The 14,775-nt window shown below is 67.6% G+C and carries 14 protein-coding genes; 2 read left to right on the forward strand and 12 right to left on the reverse strand.

Going from position 1 to position 14,775, the window contains the following annotated elements:
• Nucleotides 1–3: 3 nt before the first annotated feature.
• The 4 genes from AC5P9P_RS18665 to AC5P9P_RS18680 are packed head-to-tail and all read right to left on the reverse strand — an operon-like array spanning nucleotide 4 to nucleotide 4,169.
• Nucleotides 4–441 (reverse strand): hypothetical protein, encoded by a 438-nt coding sequence (locus AC5P9P_RS18665; protein WP_033834060.1) that lies wholly within the window; start codon nucleotides 439–441, stop codon nucleotides 4–6.
• Nucleotides 438–1,742, reverse strand: a complete 1,305-nt coding sequence (locus AC5P9P_RS18670) for a phosphatase PAP2/dual specificity phosphatase family protein (protein WP_495233024.1) — start codon at nucleotides 1,740–1,742, stop codon at nucleotides 438–440. The genes AC5P9P_RS18665 and AC5P9P_RS18670 overlap by 4 nt, the downstream gene beginning before the upstream one ends.
• 23 nt (nucleotides 1,743–1,765) lie before the next feature.
• Complete coding sequence (locus AC5P9P_RS18675; protein WP_288418979.1) at nucleotides 1,766–3,517, reverse strand: bifunctional alpha/beta hydrolase/class I SAM-dependent methyltransferase; 1,752 nt, start codon at nucleotides 3,515–3,517, stop codon at nucleotides 1,766–1,768.
• Nucleotides 3,518–3,551: 34 nt separating this feature from the next.
• A complete protein-coding gene (locus AC5P9P_RS18680; protein ID WP_288418977.1) occupies nucleotides 3,552–4,169 on the reverse strand; it encodes a CDP-alcohol phosphatidyltransferase family protein in 618 nt (205 codons plus the stop codon).
• A gap of 223 nt (nucleotides 4,170–4,392) precedes the next feature.
• On the opposite strand from AC5P9P_RS18680, the gene purH reads away from it, so the two are divergent.
• Both purH and purD read left to right on the forward strand, forming a co-directional pair.
• On the forward strand, nucleotides 4,393–5,976 hold the full coding sequence (gene purH / locus AC5P9P_RS18685; RefSeq protein WP_033834066.1) for a bifunctional phosphoribosylaminoimidazolecarboxamide formyltransferase/IMP cyclohydrolase: 1,584 nt from the start codon (nucleotides 4,393–4,395) through the stop codon (nucleotides 5,974–5,976).
• 61 nt (nucleotides 5,977–6,037) lie between these two features.
• Nucleotides 6,038–7,321, forward strand: a complete 1,284-nt coding sequence (gene purD, locus AC5P9P_RS18690; protein ID WP_049403519.1) for a phosphoribosylamine--glycine ligase — start codon at nucleotides 6,038–6,040, stop codon at nucleotides 7,319–7,321.
• A gap of 78 nt (nucleotides 7,322–7,399) precedes the next feature.
• On the opposite strand, the gene AC5P9P_RS18695 is transcribed toward purD, so the two are convergent.
• From AC5P9P_RS18695 to rhlB, 8 genes are all read right to left on the reverse strand, one after another.
• On the reverse strand, nucleotides 7,400–7,732 hold the full coding sequence (locus AC5P9P_RS18695) for a helix-turn-helix domain-containing protein (protein WP_005414661.1): 333 nt from the start codon (nucleotides 7,730–7,732) through the stop codon (nucleotides 7,400–7,402).
• Nucleotides 7,716–8,099, reverse strand: coding sequence for a type II toxin-antitoxin system RelE/ParE family toxin (locus tag AC5P9P_RS18700; RefSeq protein WP_049403536.1), 384 nt, complete (start codon nucleotides 8,097–8,099; stop codon nucleotides 7,716–7,718). Before AC5P9P_RS18700 ends, AC5P9P_RS18695 begins: the two co-directional genes overlap by 17 nt.
• Nucleotides 8,100–8,274: 175 nt before the next feature.
• Entirely contained in the window at nucleotides 8,275–9,150 is an 876-nt protein-coding gene (gene rpoH / locus AC5P9P_RS18705; RefSeq protein WP_005411269.1) for an RNA polymerase sigma factor RpoH, read from the reverse strand.
• Between the two features lie 278 nt (nucleotides 9,151–9,428).
• Nucleotides 9,429–10,142: a uracil-DNA glycosylase gene (gene ung, locus AC5P9P_RS18710; RefSeq protein WP_033834068.1), complete on the reverse strand. Its 714-nt coding sequence runs from the start codon at nucleotides 10,140–10,142 to the stop codon at nucleotides 9,429–9,431.
• A 9-nt stretch (nucleotides 10,143–10,151) separates the two neighbouring features.
• A complete protein-coding gene (locus tag AC5P9P_RS18715; protein WP_033834069.1) occupies nucleotides 10,152–10,994 on the reverse strand; it encodes a response regulator in 843 nt (280 codons plus the stop codon).
• Nucleotides 10,995–11,001: 7 nt separating this feature from the next.
• Nucleotides 11,002–11,949, reverse strand: coding sequence for a permease-like cell division protein FtsX (ftsX, locus tag AC5P9P_RS18720; RefSeq protein ID WP_005414664.1), 948 nt, complete (start codon nucleotides 11,947–11,949; stop codon nucleotides 11,002–11,004).
• Nucleotides 11,950–11,952: 3 nt separating this feature from the next.
• Nucleotides 11,953–12,639, reverse strand: coding sequence for a cell division ATP-binding protein FtsE (gene ftsE, locus AC5P9P_RS18725; protein ID WP_005411273.1), 687 nt, complete (start codon nucleotides 12,637–12,639; stop codon nucleotides 11,953–11,955).
• Between the two features lie 177 nt (nucleotides 12,640–12,816).
• On the reverse strand, nucleotides 12,817–14,541 hold the full coding sequence (gene rhlB, locus AC5P9P_RS18730) for an ATP-dependent RNA helicase RhlB (protein WP_049403517.1): 1,725 nt from the start codon (nucleotides 14,539–14,541) through the stop codon (nucleotides 12,817–12,819).
• Nucleotides 14,542–14,775: the final 234 nt, after the last annotated feature.

Raw genomic sequence — 14,775 nt, forward strand, 5'->3', positions numbered from 1 at the left:
CGTTCACGTCTGCGGCCACAACACGGCCAGCACCAGCAGTGCGAACTGCACCGCTGTCAGCAGGTACTGGCGCAGCAGCAGGCGACGCATGCCGGCCCAGCGCGCGTCCCAGCCCCGCAGGGGCGCATCGGGCGACGCGCGGCGCAGGCCACTGTCGTGCAGCAGCTGATCAGTGCGGCGCGCGGCGGCATCGCCGTCCAGGCGCTCATCGCGCAGCAGCTGCAGCAGGCTGGCGTCCAGCGCAACCCGCCACGCGTGGTACGTCTGGGCCACCCCTGCAGACATGCTGGCCAGCAGCAACCCAGCAGCGATCATCGCCAGGCCCGGCTCGGTGCCGAGCAGCAGCAATGCCACCAGCAGCAGCCCCAGCGACAGGCATGCCGGCCAACGCCCCTGCCGCAGCAGCAGCTGCATGGTCGCCAGATCGGGAACCGTGCTCATGCGCGCACTCCTGCCGCGTCGGTGATGGCACGCAGATGGGCCGTACCCAGCACGATGCCAGGGCGCGCAGCACGCACGATCGCCACCGCCGCGTCCGCATCGGCCGCACGACCACTGCGCAGCAGCCAGGTGGCCACGCTGGCGGCGCTGCGCGAATAGCCCAGCGCACAGCACACCAGCAACGGTCCGTGCGCATGCAGGCGCTCGATGGCCTCGGCCGCTTCGCACAGCTGTTCCGGTGCAGGGACCACCAGGTCCAGCATCGGCACGCTGGCATACGCGGCGCCCTGCGCGCGACAGGACAGCTCGGCGCAGGCATCGACCACGCCCATCAGGGGGGCCGGCAATGCCTCAGAGGGAATGCGCCCCAGCCACACACCGTCCATCACCGGCACCGGCTGCGGCGCACGCCGCGTCCACAGCCGCGAGTTGATCCAGGCAGCGCCCAGGTACGGTGCCAGCAGCCATCGCGCGGCCATCGTCAGGCGGCCATCGGCGCGCTTCTGGAACACCGCTGTACCCAGCCCGGCATAGGCCAGCGCCACCAGCAGCAACGACGCCACCGGCCACAGCAGCCACAACGCGGCGCCACGCAGAAGCACCACCGGCACCAGCAATACGGCGGCCCCCAGCAGGTACAACGCTGCCAATCGCCAACGCCTCTCATCACGCGCGGTGTGCCAGGCCCGCAATGGTGGCGTGCCCTGCTCCGGCCACAGCCAGACGCACAGCCAACCGGCCAGCAGGCCGGTCGGGATATCGATGAAATGGTGCTGGAACGTGGTCAGCACCGAGACGCCGATCAGCAGTGCCCACACATGCAGTAGCCCGCGCCACGCGCCATGCAGGTACTGCGCGAACTTCACCCACAGCACGATCAACAGCACGATGTGCAGCGACGGCGCCTGGTTGAACGGCTTGTCGAAGCCCAGCAGCACATCGAACAGCCAGCCGAACACGCCGCCGATCTCCGGCCGTTCGAAGCTGAAGCGCAGCGGCCACAGCAGAAAACAGGTGACCGCGATGACCTGCGCACTGAACAGTCGCAGCGCATGCCGGTCCAGTTCCAAGCGATGCCGGCACAGGAAGAACGAGATTGCGTAGAACAGATCGATCGACCAGTACGGCACGATCGTCCACGGCACGAACGGGATGCGTGTCTCCCACGCGAACGCCATCACCGGCAGGGTGGCGTGGCGGCCGGCCATCCAGTTGGCGAAGCCGTAGCTTGCGAAGAAGAACGGACCCAGCAGGGCCAGCCACAGCAGGGCGCACCGCCAGGGGCGCCCTTCCGCGGCCAGCGGGGTTGCGGCGAGCGTCGCCATCACGCGGTCCGGCGCGCCAGCGACACGGTGAAGATGCCGAAGTCGTCGATGCGCTGCGCCACCTTCTCGAAACCGGCCAGGCGCACCAGCTCATCCATCTCCTGCTGGGTACGGCGACGCATCACCCACGCCGCGCCACCGCGATGGCTGGTCAAGGCGCGCGCGATGAATTCCAGCTGCGGGTGCCAGGGTTGGCCGGTGTAGGCCAGGTAGCCGCCCACCGGCACCGTTGCGGCAATGCCCTGCAGCGAGCGCAGCACGGCGTCGTTGTCGGGGAACAGTTCGTACAGGCCCGAGACCACCGCCAGTGTCGGTACTGGATCGACCTTGGCCAGTTGCGCCGGATCGAACGCATCGCCCTGCTCGAAGCGGGCGATGTCGGCCGCACCCAGGCGCTCGATCAACGCTTGGCCCTGGGTCACGTTCAGAGCGCTGAAATCACGCAGCACGATACGGTCGGCGCACTGTTCGCCCTGGCCCAGCGCTTCCAGCACATACCGGCCATGGCCGGCGGCCACGTCCAGCACACGCACCGGCGTGCCCTGCCCGCGCAGGCGCTGGGCAGCGTCGCGCAGCAGTTCCTGCAGGTGCTGGCCGCGCACGCGGATGCCACGCCAGCCGATCGCGTCCAGATAATTGCGGTCGACCATGCGGCCGAGCGGGCCCTTGCCGCGCGCTTGGTCGCGATAGATGTAGTCGAGCGTGCTGCCGGAATCGAAACCGGTCCGCAGGCCCAGCGCGATGCCTTCGGACAGCGTGCCGCCGAAGCGCAGGCCGCCACGCACCACGCGCCAGCGCAGGTCGGCCAGGCTGTTGCGCTCCGGTGGCCAGGCCAGGATCTCGGATTCTTCGAAGGTTGGCCCGTGACGGTGCGCGTCGCGCCGTGACAGCTCGCGCAGCGGCTCGGCAAAACGCGCCTGGATGAAGCTGCGGATGCGCGCCAGTGCTGGTGCACGATCGCGCTCACCCAGCGTGTCGTGGAAGAAGCCCGGCAGATGCACACGCTCCTTGATCGGGCTGGACAGGCGCTCGTAGAAGCGGTCCTGCGGGCCACGGTGCACGACGAAATCCGAGCCGGACACCAGCAGCTGCACCGGTACGCTGATCGCCTGCGCATCGGCCACGATGCGGTCGGCCGCCTCGTACAGGCCCAGCAGCACGCGCACCGAAATCGGCCGGGTGATCAGCGGGTCGGTGCGATAGCTTTCCACCCGCGCCGGGTCATGGGTCAGCCACTGCGGCTTGACGTAGCTGTTGACGAAGAAATTGCCGCGCAGCTTCTGCATCAGCGCCAGGCCCGGGCGTGCGAACGGCACGTACAGCTTCACCTTGAACGCCGGCGAAGCCATCACCAGCGCGCGCAGGCGTGGTGCGTAGTCGTGCACCCAGGTCGCGGCGACCACCGCCCCTACGCTCTGCGCGATCACCACGATGTCTTCCACCGCAATGCCGTGCTCGGCGCCGATGTGGGCGATGAAACTGTCCAGATCACGCACCAGCGCCGGGAAGCCCGGTGCATCGCCCCGTGCGCCCGGCGAACGGCCATTGCCGCGCGCGTCCCAGGCGAAGAAGGCGGTGTCGGGCAGGTCCAGCTCATCGACCAGGTGGGTGACCCGGCCGGAGTGCTCATGGCCGCGGTGCAGCAGCACGATGGCCTTGGTGGCCGGCGTTGCGGTGGTGCCCGCCCAGTACCGGTAGAACAGCGGTACCTGGTCGAAGCTGTGGAATTCCCGTTCCTGCGCCTGACGCATGCAATCTCCTGATTGTCTTCTTGTATCTGCTTGATTAATTCGACGAAACCGCTGCTTCCCGCAGTCCCCGACGGACGCGGTTGACCATCGTCAGCACGCACAGCACCGCCATGACCGCGGCCACGCCAGTGACCGTCATCGCGCCAACCCACTCGAACGCCAGCAGCAGGCCCAGCGCACCGATCACGAACGCGCGGTCGCTCTTGCCCATCGGGCCGTCATAGCGGCGGCTGGCCCCGACCATCAGCCCCAGCACCCCGGCGTACTCGCTCAGGGCCGCGGTCCAGGCCAGCAGCCACAGCGCTTCCGGGCGCACGCCCGGCACGCTGAGCAGGCTCAGGTACAGCGCCGCATCGGCAACCACATCGCACAGCTCGTTCAGATAGGCGCCCAGCCGCGACTGCTGGCCGAACTCGCGGGCCAGCATGCCGTCCACGGCGTTGAGCGCCATGCGCAGCAGCATCCACAGTGGCAGCAGCAGGTACAGCAGGGGCTGCGCCGGCGCGCAGCACCACACGGCCGCAGCCACCAGCAGCGAGACCACGGCAGCGGCCATGGTCACCGTGTTGGCGGTGATCCCCCTGCGGTACAGGCCGCGTACGGCCGGACGCAACAGGTCCTGGAAACGTCCCTTCAATGCATAGATCGACATGATCCGTACCCGCTGATCCTTGGCAGTGCGGGCACAGCCTACCCCATCGTTGGCAGATTCCGGCAACCCTGCTCTGGTCCGCAGGCCAGCCCCCGGATCGGGCCGGATCGGTGTGCCCGACCCGGCCTTGCGTCGATCGCCACGGCAAATTACCCCTTCCAGCGCCCGCCACCGGCCCCCACCGCCTACAATATCGGCCCCGCTCCGCTGCCGATTCTGTCCCATGACTGCTGATCTGTTGCCCGTCCGCCGGGCCCTCCTCTCCGTTTCCGACAAGACCGGTCTGGTCGAGCTGGCCACTGCGCTGGCGGCACGCGGCGTGGAGCTGCTGTCCACCGGCGGCACCGCCAAGGCGATCCGCGATGCGGGCCTGGCCGTGAAGGACGTGGCCGACGTCACCGGTTTCCCCGAAATGATGGACGGCCGGGTCAAGACCCTGCACCCGATGGTGCACGGCGGCCTGCTCGGCCGTTCGGGCCTGGATGATGCGGTGATGGCTGAGCACGGCATCGGTGCCATCGACCTGCTGGTGCTGAACCTGTACCCGTTCGAATCGGTCACCGCCAAGGCCGACTGCACCCTGGCCGACGCGGTCGAGAACATCGACATCGGCGGCCCGGCCATGCTGCGTTCGGCAGCCAAGAACTTCGCCCGCGTGGCAGTGGCCACCGACCCGTCGCAGTACGCCGAACTGCTGGCCTCGCTGGCGGCCAACAACGGCCAACTGTCGGCCGCCACCCGCTTCGCGTTCTCGGTGGCCGCGTTCAACCGCGTTGCCCAGTACGACGCCGCGATCAGCAACTACCTGTCGGCGGTCACCGCCACCGACGCCGCCGTGCCGACCCGCGCCGAGTACCCGGCGCAGATGAACTCCACCTTCGTGAAGATGATGGACCTGCGCTACGGCGAGAACCCGCACCAGAGCGGCGCCTTCTACCGCGACCTGCACCCGGTGCCGGGCACGCTGGCCACGTTCCAGCAGCTGCAGGGCAAGGAACTGAGCTACAACAACCTGGCCGATGCCGACGCGGCGTGGGAATGCGTGCGCCAGTTCGACGCGCCGGCCTGCGTGATCGTCAAGCACGCCAATCCGTGCGGCGTGGCGGTGGGTGCCGGCAACGGCGATGCCTACGAGCTGGCCTACGCCACCGACCCGACCAGCGCCTTCGGCGGCATCATCGCCTTCAACAAGCCGCTCGACGCTGCCACTGCCAAGGTGATCCTGGACCGCCAGTTCGTGGAAGTGCTGATTGCCCCGGACTACGAGCCGGCCGCGCTGGAATACGCGCAGAAGAAGGCCAACGTGCGCGTGCTGCGCATCCCGCATGGTGATGGCCTGAACAACTTCGACAGCAAGCGCGTCGGCTCGGGCCTGCTGCTGCAGTCCTCGGACAACCGCGGCATGACCCGCGACGAGCTGAAGGTGGTCAGCAAGCTGGCGCCGACCGACAAGCAGTTCACCGACCTGCTGTTCGCCTGGAAGGTGGCCAAGTTCGTGAAGTCCAACGCGATTGTGTACGCCAAGGACAACCGTACGATTGGCGTGGGCGCCGGCCAGATGAGCCGCGTGTACTCGGCCCGCATCGCCGGCATCAAGGCCGCCGATGCGAACTTGGTGGTCGAGGGTTCGGTGATGGCTTCCGATGCGTTCTTCCCGTTCCGCGACGGCATCGACGCCGCTGCTGCCGCCGGCATCAAGGCGGTCATCCAGCCGGGCGGTTCGATGCGCGATGCCGAAGTGATCGCCGCCGCCGACGAACATGGCCTGGCGATGGTGTTCACCGGCGTGCGCCACTTCCGCCACTGATCCGCATCACGAAGCCGGGCCCTGCCCGGCTTTTCTCTTCCGTACCCGAGAACCCTGTCCCATGAAGATCCTCGTCATCGGCTCTGGCGGCCGCGAACACGCCCTGGCATGGAAGCTGGCCCAGTCCTCCCGTGTCACCGAAGTGATCGTGGCACCCGGCAACGCTGGCACCGCCAGCGAAGACAAGTGCCGCAACGTGGCGGTGAAAGTCACCGATATCGACGGTCTGCTGGCGCTGGCCCAGGCTGAAGGCGTGGCACTGACCGTGGTCGGCCCTGAAGTACCGCTGGTGGCTGGCGTGGTCGACCGCTTCCGCGCCGCCGGCCTGCGCATCTTCGGGCCGACCGCCGCCGCCGCGCAGCTGGAAGGCAGCAAGGCCTACGCCAAGGACTTCCTGGCCCGCCACAACATCCCCACCGCGTTCTACGCCGTGCACACCGACGTGGACGCCGCCCTGACCTACATCCGCGAGAAGGGCGCGCCGATCGTGGTCAAGGCCGATGGCCTGGCCGCCGGAAAGGGCGTGATCGTGGCGATGACCCTGGCCGAAGCCGAGGACGCGGTACGTGACATGCTCTCGGGCAACGCGTTCGGCGATGCCGGTGCGCGCGTGGTCATCGAGGAGTTCCTCGACGGCGAGGAAGCCAGCTTCATTTCGATGGTGGACGGCGTGCATGCGCTGCCGATGGCCACCTCGCAGGACCACAAGCGCGTCGGCGACGGCGATACCGGCCCGAACACCGGCGGCATGGGCGCCTATTCGCCAGCCCCGGTGGTGACGCCGGAGGTGCATGCGCGGGTGATGCGCGAGGTGGTGAACCCCACCGTGCAGGGCATGATCGCCGACGGCATCCCGTTCACCGGCTTCCTCTACGCGGGCCTGATGATCGACGCCAGCGGCGCGCCGAAGGTGATCGAATTCAACGTGCGCTTTGGCGACCCGGAAACGCAGCCGGTGATGCTGCGCCTGCAGTCGGACCTGGTCGAGCTGGTGGAAGCCGCCATCGATGGCCGCCTGGACCAGGTCGAAGCGCAGTGGGATGCGCGCCCGTCGCTGGGCGTGGTGCTGGCGGCCAGGCCGTACCCGGAAGCGCCGATCACCGGTGACGTGATTTCCGGCCTGGACGACGTGCCGGCCAGTGCCAAGGTGTTCCATGCGGGAACTGCATTGGACGCGCAGGGCCACGTGGTCAGTGCCGGCGGTCGCGTGCTGTGCGTGGCCGCACTGGGCGACAGCGTGCGCGACGCGCAGGCCAATGCCTATGCCGGCGTGGCCAAGGTGACCTGGGCCAACGAGTTCCACCGCAACGACATCGGCTGGCGCGCGATCGCACGCGAGGGGTGAGGCCCCCCCCCGCTTCCATGCATGGCGCGGATTGAATACCACGGTAAAGCAAAGGCCCGGCATTGCCGGGCCTTTGCTTTACAGGACTGCTTCGAGACCCTTCCGATCAATCAGGTTCAAAAGCTTCAGCGACGGCCCGCTCGGCTTCTTCTCGCCCTGTTCCCAGCTACGGACCGTCGAAACGCTGGTGTTGAGCACACCTGCGAACACCGGCTGGCTAAGTTCCAGCGACGTGCGAAGTGCACGGATCTGGGCGCTGCTGTATTCGGGCACAGGCTCCAGACAAAGCGCCTCATACATGCTCATGCGCCGCTTGTCGATGAAGCCGCTGGCGTAAAGGCCCGCCGCGCCTTCATGCACCGCATCGAGGATCGCACTCTTTGCACGTCTATGTTCAACCGTCTTTGTCATGGCAAATCTCCTGCAGTTCTCCGCAGATAACTGCCCTGTCCAACTGTGCAGGGCTCATTCCCAAGAACTCAGACGCATACAGCTGAAGGGCATCCCGTTCCGCACTATTGATGGTCGCGCGCGCGCTCTTCTCGTAGCAGAAGAGAAAGAACCAGTAGCGCCCCACCTTGGTTGCGACAATAACGCGGGCGCTACCGCGCTTTCCGTGGCCCGGCAGCGCAACTCGCTTTTTGAGAAGGCCGCCCCCTATGTCTGCATCAATCAGTCCTTGACGCATTTCCACCACCGCGCGGCACAAGGCTCTATCGGTCAGTGAAGAACGTCGTGTACTGCGGTTGAAGCTTCGAGTGCGGAAGACACGTGACATGATCATACCGTGCCACCGAGTGGTACGGCGTGAAAATCAGCGTCCAGCGCATGCTCCGGTCGGCGCAGCTGCCGCCCTGGCGTCAGGATTGATCCACGCCATGCGTGGATGCGCTCCAAAAACAAAAAGGCCCGGCATCACCGCCGGGCCTTTCTTCATTCCAACGCCTTCCCGCTTACGCGGTGAACAGCGCCTTCATCTTCTTCAGCGCGTTCGCCTCAACCTGGCGGATGCGCTCGGCCGACACGCCGTACTCGTCGGCCAGCTCCTGCAGCGTCACCTTGCTGTCGGCGTCCAGCCAGCGACGGCGGATGATGTCGCGCGAGCGGGCATCCAGTTCCGCCAGGCCTTCGCGCAGCAGCTGCATCTGGTTGTCTTCGCTGTCCTCGCGCTCGTAGGCCATCGACGGGTCTTCGTCATCGGCAACCAGGAACGCAGCCGGCGACGGCGGTGCGTGTTCGTTGTCCTCGTCGGTCGGCGCGTCGAAACCGATATCGCGGCCGGACAGGCGCGACTCCATTTCCATGACTTCGCGCTCGGACACGTTCAGGTCCTTGGCCACCGCGCTCACTTCCGCCGCGTTCATCCAGCCCAGACGCGTCTTCGACTTGCGCAGGTTGAAGAACAGCTTGCGCTGCGCCTTGGTGGTGGCGACCTTGACGATGCGCCAGTTCTTCAGGATGAACTCGTGCATCTCTGCACGGATCCAGTGCACGGCGAAGGAGACCAGGCGCACGCCCATGTCCGGGTCGAAACGCTTGACCGCCTTCATCAGGCCGATGTTGCCTTCCTGGATCAGATCGCCCAGGGCAAGGCCGTAGCCGTTGTAACCGCGGGCCACGTGCACCACGAAGCGCAGGTGCGAATGCACCAGCTCGCGGGCGGCGTCCAGATCGTTGCCGTCGCGGAAGCGACGGGCCAGGTCCTGTTCGTCATCGACCGACAGCACCGGGATCTGGTGCACGGCACCGATGTAGGCGTCCAGCGAACCGAGCGCACTGGGAATCGGGAGATTGTTTGCCACAAGGGCAGTAGAGGTGTTCTGGCTCATAGGCACCCATCTTAGCAGTCCGGGATTTGGACTGCTAAAGGAGGAAAAAGTTCCAGCATCCTATTGATGCAACACTGGTCCCAAACAGAGCCCTACCGTAGCGCGATTTGATGACAGTGGCGAGCGCGCTTTTCGGGATTCACAATCCCTTGGAATTCAAGCAATTACCTGCCGGAAGCCGGCCGATTCCGGTCAAGCGGAGCTGAACGGGCCGTTCTGGAGGCCCATTCAGGCCAGGGAACGTTGTCCGGCGTTCAGGCCCGGCCGCCAGCCGGCGCTCAGAGCACCGAGCGCGGCGGCAGCGACCAGTCGATCGGGGCCTGGCCGCGACGCTGCAGGTACTCGTTGGCCATCGAGAAATGGCGGCAGCCGAGGAAGCCACGATGGGCCGACAGCGGCGACGGATGCGGGGCCTTCAGAACGCGATGGCGACGGGTATCAATGACCTTGCCCTTCTGCTGCGCGTAGGCACCCCAGAGCATGAACACCAAGCCTTCGCGTTCGCGGTTGAGCACGTCCACCACGTGATCGGTGAAACCTTCCCAGCCACGGCCCTGGTGTGCGCCGGCCTTGCCCTCCTCCACCGTCAGCACGGCATTGAGCAGCAGCACGCCGCGTTGCGCCCACGGGATCAGGCAGCCGTGTTCCGGGCGCGGGATACCGAGATCGCTTTCGATCTCCTTGTAGATGTTCAGCAGCGACGGCGGCACCGGCACGCCCGGCGGCACCGAGAAACTCAGGCCATGCGCCTGGCCACGGCCGTGGTACGGGTCCTGGCCGAGGATCACCACCTTCACCTGCTCAAATGGCGTGGCGTCGAATGCGGCGAAGATCTGCGGGCCGGGCGGGAATACCGCTGCGCCACTGGCCTTGCGCTGGCGCAGGAAGCTGGACAGCTCGCGCATCTGCGGCTGCAGGAGGTAATCGCCGACATGCTGCTTCCAGCTCGGTTCCAGCTGGATCGTCGGGGTGTCCGCTACTTCATCAATCATTGCACCACTTCATCGAATCAGGGGTCCATCGTTCAACCGGGCCAGGCGCAGCTGGAACAGCACCTTGGTGACCAGCAGCCGTTCTTCGATCGGCTTGAGTACCAGGTCGTTGGCGCCGGACTGCAGCAGCCCGGTCTGGTTGTGCGGGTTGCCGTCGCCGGTCATCACCAGCACCGGCATGCGGCGCTTGCCGTAACCGAAGTCCACGCGCACGCGCTGCACCACGTCGCGGCCGCTCAGTTCCCCCTTCAGGGTGACGTCGGTCAGCACCAGGTCGATGCGATGGCGGCTGCGGCCCAGCGACTCGGCGGTGAGCAGGGTGAACGCCTCTTCGGCGCTGACCACGTGCAGCACGTTCAACTGCTGGCGCTCGAGCATGCGCTTGGTGGCCTCGGCCACCACGCGGCTGTCCTCGATGTAGAGGATGGTCGCGCCGGGAATGGTCTGCGGCTGCACATAGCCGCGGATGAAGGTCGCCAGCGCCTCGTGGCCCAGCGCCTTGTCGAAATAGTCGGTGACGTACTCGGTGAAGCGACGCTGCTCCAGATGCTGCTGGGCATCGCCGGACACCACGATCACCGGCACGTAGGCCTGGCCGGCCGCTTCGCGGACCATCCGCGCCAGCGCCAGGCCGTCGCCATCACGCAGGGTCAGCGAGGTGGTCACCAGGTCCACCGGGCCCTGCGCCAGCGCCTGCTGCGCATCCTCGATGCTGTCGCAGCCGATCACCTCCACGCCTGGCAGGTCGCGCTGCAGGACGTCGGCGATCAGCTTGCGGACCAGCTTCGAGCCATCGACCACCATCACCCGCGTCGCGGGCCCTTCAAGGTGCTTCAGCGCTTGCGGTTGCATGCCGGTCTCAGGTGTCGGTCGGTCGGGTCTGGCGCAGGAAGTGGCCGGTGACCAGCCACGCACCCAGCCAGCCCAGCAGCAGCGTGCCGAGCAGGACCAGGCCCCCGTGCAGCAGGTCCAGGCCGTGCAGCACGAACGGGCTGCCGTAACTGCGCGAGAGTTCGGCCAGCGGTACGCGCAGCGCGGCACCGGCGGCGCCGATCAGCGCCAGCGCAACCGCGCCGGCGCCCAGGCCATACCACGCACCCAGGTACAGGAACGGGCGGCGGATGAAGCCATCACTGGCGCCGAGCAGCTGCAGCACGCCGATCTCTTCGCGGCGGGCCTGGATGTCCAGGCGCACGGTGTTGCCGACCACCAGCGCGGCACCGACGCCGAGCAGGACCGACAGCACCTGCACCAGCCGCGCGCCGAACGCCAGCCAGGCATCCAGGCGCTGGCGCCACAGTGCATCGTGCTGCACCAGGTCGGCCTCGGGCAGGCTCTCCAGCGCGCGTGCCAGGCGCGCGTCGTCCTTGCCCTGGCCGGGGGTGATCACCAGCAGCGAGGGCAGCGGGTTGTCATTGAGTGCGTCGATCGCCTCGCCGAGGCCGGCGTCGCGCAGTTCCTGCAGGCCCTGCTCGGGCGTGCGCACGTTCACTTCGGCCACGTCGTCGCGGTCGCGCAGCTGGCCGGCCAGGCGCAGCGCGCCGGGGCCATCGACGTTGCCCTTCAGGAACACATTGATGTCGCGCGACTGCTGCACGCTGCCGGCGAACTGCTTGAGGTTGTCCAGCGCGATCGACAGGCCCAGCGGCAGGGCCAGCGCCAGCGCCATGACCATCACCGTCAGCAGGGTCGCCCACGGTTTGCGGCAGGCACGGCCGAGGCTGAACACCACGCTGTGCGCGTGGTGCTGGAACCAGACGCCCACGCGCGAGGGGGCGGCGGCTTCGCTGTTTTCGTTCTTCGCCATGGGTTACTCCGCCAGATCCTGCGGCGAGATGTCATCCACCAGCCGGCCGTGGTCGAGGATCAGCACGCGCTTGCGCATGCGGCGCAGCAGCGGCAGGTCGTGGCTGACCACCAGCACGCTGGTGCCGCGCGCGGGCAGCTCGGCGAACAGAGCCATGATCTCCGCCGCCAGGGTCGGGTCGAGGTTGCCGGTCGGTTCATCGGCCACCAGCAGCTTGGGCTCACCGACGATGGCGCGGGCGATGCCGACGCGCTGCTGCTCACCGGCCGACAGCTGCGAGGGCAGCGCCTTCTCGCGGTGGCCCAGGCCCATCCGTTCCAGCACCGAGCGCACGCGCTTGCTGATGTCGCCACGGCGGGTGCCGCGCAGGATCAGCGGCAGCGCCACGTTCTCGGCGATCGAGCGGTCCATCAGCAGGCGGTGGTCCTGGTAGACCGCACCCACCGCGCGACGGTGGCGGGGCACATCGCCGCCACGCACCTTCAGCAGGTTGCGCTCGTCGAACACCACCGCGCCACGGCTGGGCCGCTCGTCCAGGTGGATCAACTTGAGCAGGGTGCTTTTGCCCGCACCGGAATGGCCGGTGACGAACAGCATCTCGCCCGGCGCGACCTCGAAGCTGACATCGGTCAGTGCCTCGTGGCCACCGGCGTACTGTTTGCTGACATTGTCGAAGCGCAGGACACTCATGCCCCGATTATGCAGGACCGGCGCGACGTCGTGGAGACGGTCACACGATCGGTAGTGCCGGCCGCTGGCCGGCAACCCACACAGCTGCCGGCCAGGGTGGGTGCCGACCGTTGGCCGGCACGCCCTTGAAGCCACCCGACCAACGGTCGGGTGCTACCCGCTGATCGGCAGCGCCGATCAGCTGCCCGACAGCATCCGGCGGATCTTGCGGCCGATGCGGGTCAGGAACGAATCGCCGGTATCAGCAGCCGTGCGCACCGGCTTGGCCACCACCTGCACCGGCGTGACCGGGCTGGCGCCATTGCCGGCGGCGTTCTGCACGCCCTCGGCACCTTCGACCGGACGACCGTGGCGACGGCGGCGGCGCTTGCGCGGCTTGTGCTCGCCGTCCGCAGCACCTTCCGGTGCGCCTTCGGCGCGCGGCGGGCGCGGCGGACGCGGGGCCTGGGCAGCGGCGCCTTCGGCACCGGCGGCCGGCGCGGCAGCGCCCTGCTCGCCTTCCGCGCGTGGCTTGCGCGGGCCACGCGAACGGCGTTCGCCGCTGCGCTCACCGTCACGGCCACCACGGCCACCACCACCACCGGAACGGCCGCCACTGCGGCCACCGCCCCGACGCTCTTCCTCGGCGGCACGGGCTTCGCGTGCTTCGCGGAAGATCTGGCCGACGCTTTCGTTGTCCTCGCCTTCCTCGCCTGCAGCCGGAGCCGGGCGTTCGGGGCGCGGCAGCGGGGTCAGCAGTTCCTTGGTGACCGGCTCGGACGGAATCTTCTGCTCGATATAGGCCTCGATGTCCGGCAGGCCCATGGCGTAGCGCTCGCAGGCGAAGCTGATGGCGTCGCCCTCTTCACCCAGGCGCGCGGTGCGGCCGATGCGATGCACGTAGTCTTCGGCGTCGAACGGCAGGTCGTAGTTGTAGACGTACTTGATGCCGTCGATGTGCAGGCCGCGCGCAGCCACGTCGGTGGCCACCAGGATTTCCAGCTGGCCCTTCTGGAAGCGGTTGAGCAGGCTCTCGCGCTTCTTCTGCGGCACATCACCGGACAGCACGCCGACACGGTAGCCGGCCTTTTCCAGCGAACGCGCCACGCGCTCGACGAACACCTTGGTGTTGACGAAGACCATGGTGCGCGCGCCTTCGCTGCGCGACAGCAGGCCCAGCAGCAGCGGGATCTTCTCGTCGTCGGCCGGGAAGTAGATGCGCTGGCGCACGCGCGCGGCGGTGATGGTCTCGGCTTCGACCACCAGCTTCTGCGGCTCGTTCATGTGCTCGTAGGCCAGCTCCAGCACGCGGTGGCTGAGGGTGGCACTGAACAGCAGGGTCTGGCGGGTGGTGCGCTCCGGCATGCGGCGCAGCAGGAAGCGGATGTCCTTGATGAAGCCCAGGTCGAACATACGGTCGGCTTCGTCCAGCACGCAGATCTCGCAGGCGTGCAGCGACACCACCTTGTGCTGCTTGACGTAGTCGATCAGGCGGCCCGGGGTGGCGATGATCACGTCCACGCCCTGCTGCAGCAGCTCGCGCTGCTTGTCGTAATCCACGCCGCCGTAGACCAGGGCGAAGCGCAGGCCCAGGTCGGAACCGAACTTCACCGCATCCTTGTGGATCTGGATGGCCAGCTCGCGGGTCGGGGCGAGGATCAGCGCACGCGGATCTTCCGGCTTGCGATCGGCCAGCGCCGGACGCGTCAGCAGGCGGTTCACGACAGCGACCAGGAAGGCCAGGGTCTTGCCGGTGCCGGTCTGGGCCTGGCCGGCGACATCACCGCCGGGCAGCGCGACCGGCAGGGTCAGCGCCTGGATCGGGGTGCAGCGGGTGAATCCGGCTCCTTCAAGGCCGGCCTGCAGGGCCGGGTGCAGCTCGAAGGAGGAAAAGGTCAAATCGGTCAGCGGTTTGTCGCTCATGAGTCCGTCTTGGTATGGCCGCCGGCCCGTGGGGCGGCTGGCACTTCATCGTCTAGGGGCACCGTCGCAAACTGCGGCCCCTGCGGCGGGTTGGCAGGCTGGGACCACCCGGTCCGCGCGCCGCACAATGGCCCAGTTTAACGCACTCGGGCCGGCAAACCGGAATGCCCTGTCTCACCAGCTGGAGAGACGGCGCGCCTTCATCCAGCCACACGGGACTTGAACGACCCCGCC

Source organism: Stenotrophomonas sp. YJH_SMC_14-1, assembly GCF_059372275.1.

What these genes read in the sequence shown, in the direction of transcription:
- rpoH (WP_005411269.1), bottom strand. Translation starts at nt 9,150, where the DNA reads ATGAGCCAGAACACCTCTACTGCCCTTGTGGCAAACAATCTCCCGATT.
- purD (WP_049403519.1), top strand. Translation starts at nt 6,038, where the DNA reads ATGAAGATCCTCGTCATCGGCTCTGGCGGCCGCGAACACGCCCTGGCA.
- AC5P9P_RS18680 (WP_288418977.1), bottom strand. Translation starts at nt 4,169, where the DNA reads ATGTCGATCTATGCATTGAAGGGACGTTTCCAGGACCTGTTGCGTCCG.
- ftsX (WP_005414664.1), bottom strand. Translation starts at nt 11,949, where the DNA reads ATGGCGAAGAACGAAAACAGCGAAGCCGCCGCCCCCTCGCGCGTGGGC.
- ung (WP_033834068.1), bottom strand. Translation starts at nt 10,142, where the DNA reads ATGATTGATGAAGTAGCGGACACCCCGACGATCCAGCTGGAACCGAGC.
- ftsE (WP_005411273.1), bottom strand. Translation starts at nt 12,639, where the DNA reads ATGAGTGTCCTGCGCTTCGACAATGTCAGCAAACAGTACGCCGGTGGC.
- rhlB (WP_049403517.1), bottom strand. Translation starts at nt 14,541, where the DNA reads ATGAGCGACAAACCGCTGACCGATTTGACCTTTTCCTCCTTCGAGCTG.
- purH (WP_033834066.1), top strand. Translation starts at nt 4,393, where the DNA reads ATGACTGCTGATCTGTTGCCCGTCCGCCGGGCCCTCCTCTCCGTTTCC.
- AC5P9P_RS18695 (WP_005414661.1), bottom strand. Translation starts at nt 7,732, where the DNA reads ATGACAAAGACGGTTGAACATAGACGTGCAAAGAGTGCGATCCTCGAT.
- AC5P9P_RS18715 (WP_033834069.1), bottom strand. Translation starts at nt 10,994, where the DNA reads ATGCAACCGCAAGCGCTGAAGCACCTTGAAGGGCCCGCGACGCGGGTG.
- AC5P9P_RS18675 (WP_288418979.1), bottom strand. Translation starts at nt 3,517, where the DNA reads ATGCGTCAGGCGCAGGAACGGGAATTCCACAGCTTCGACCAGGTACCG.
- AC5P9P_RS18700 (WP_049403536.1), bottom strand. Translation starts at nt 8,099, where the DNA reads ATGTCACGTGTCTTCCGCACTCGAAGCTTCAACCGCAGTACACGACGT.
- AC5P9P_RS18665 (WP_033834060.1), bottom strand. Translation starts at nt 441, where the DNA reads ATGAGCACGGTTCCCGATCTGGCGACCATGCAGCTGCTGCTGCGGCAG.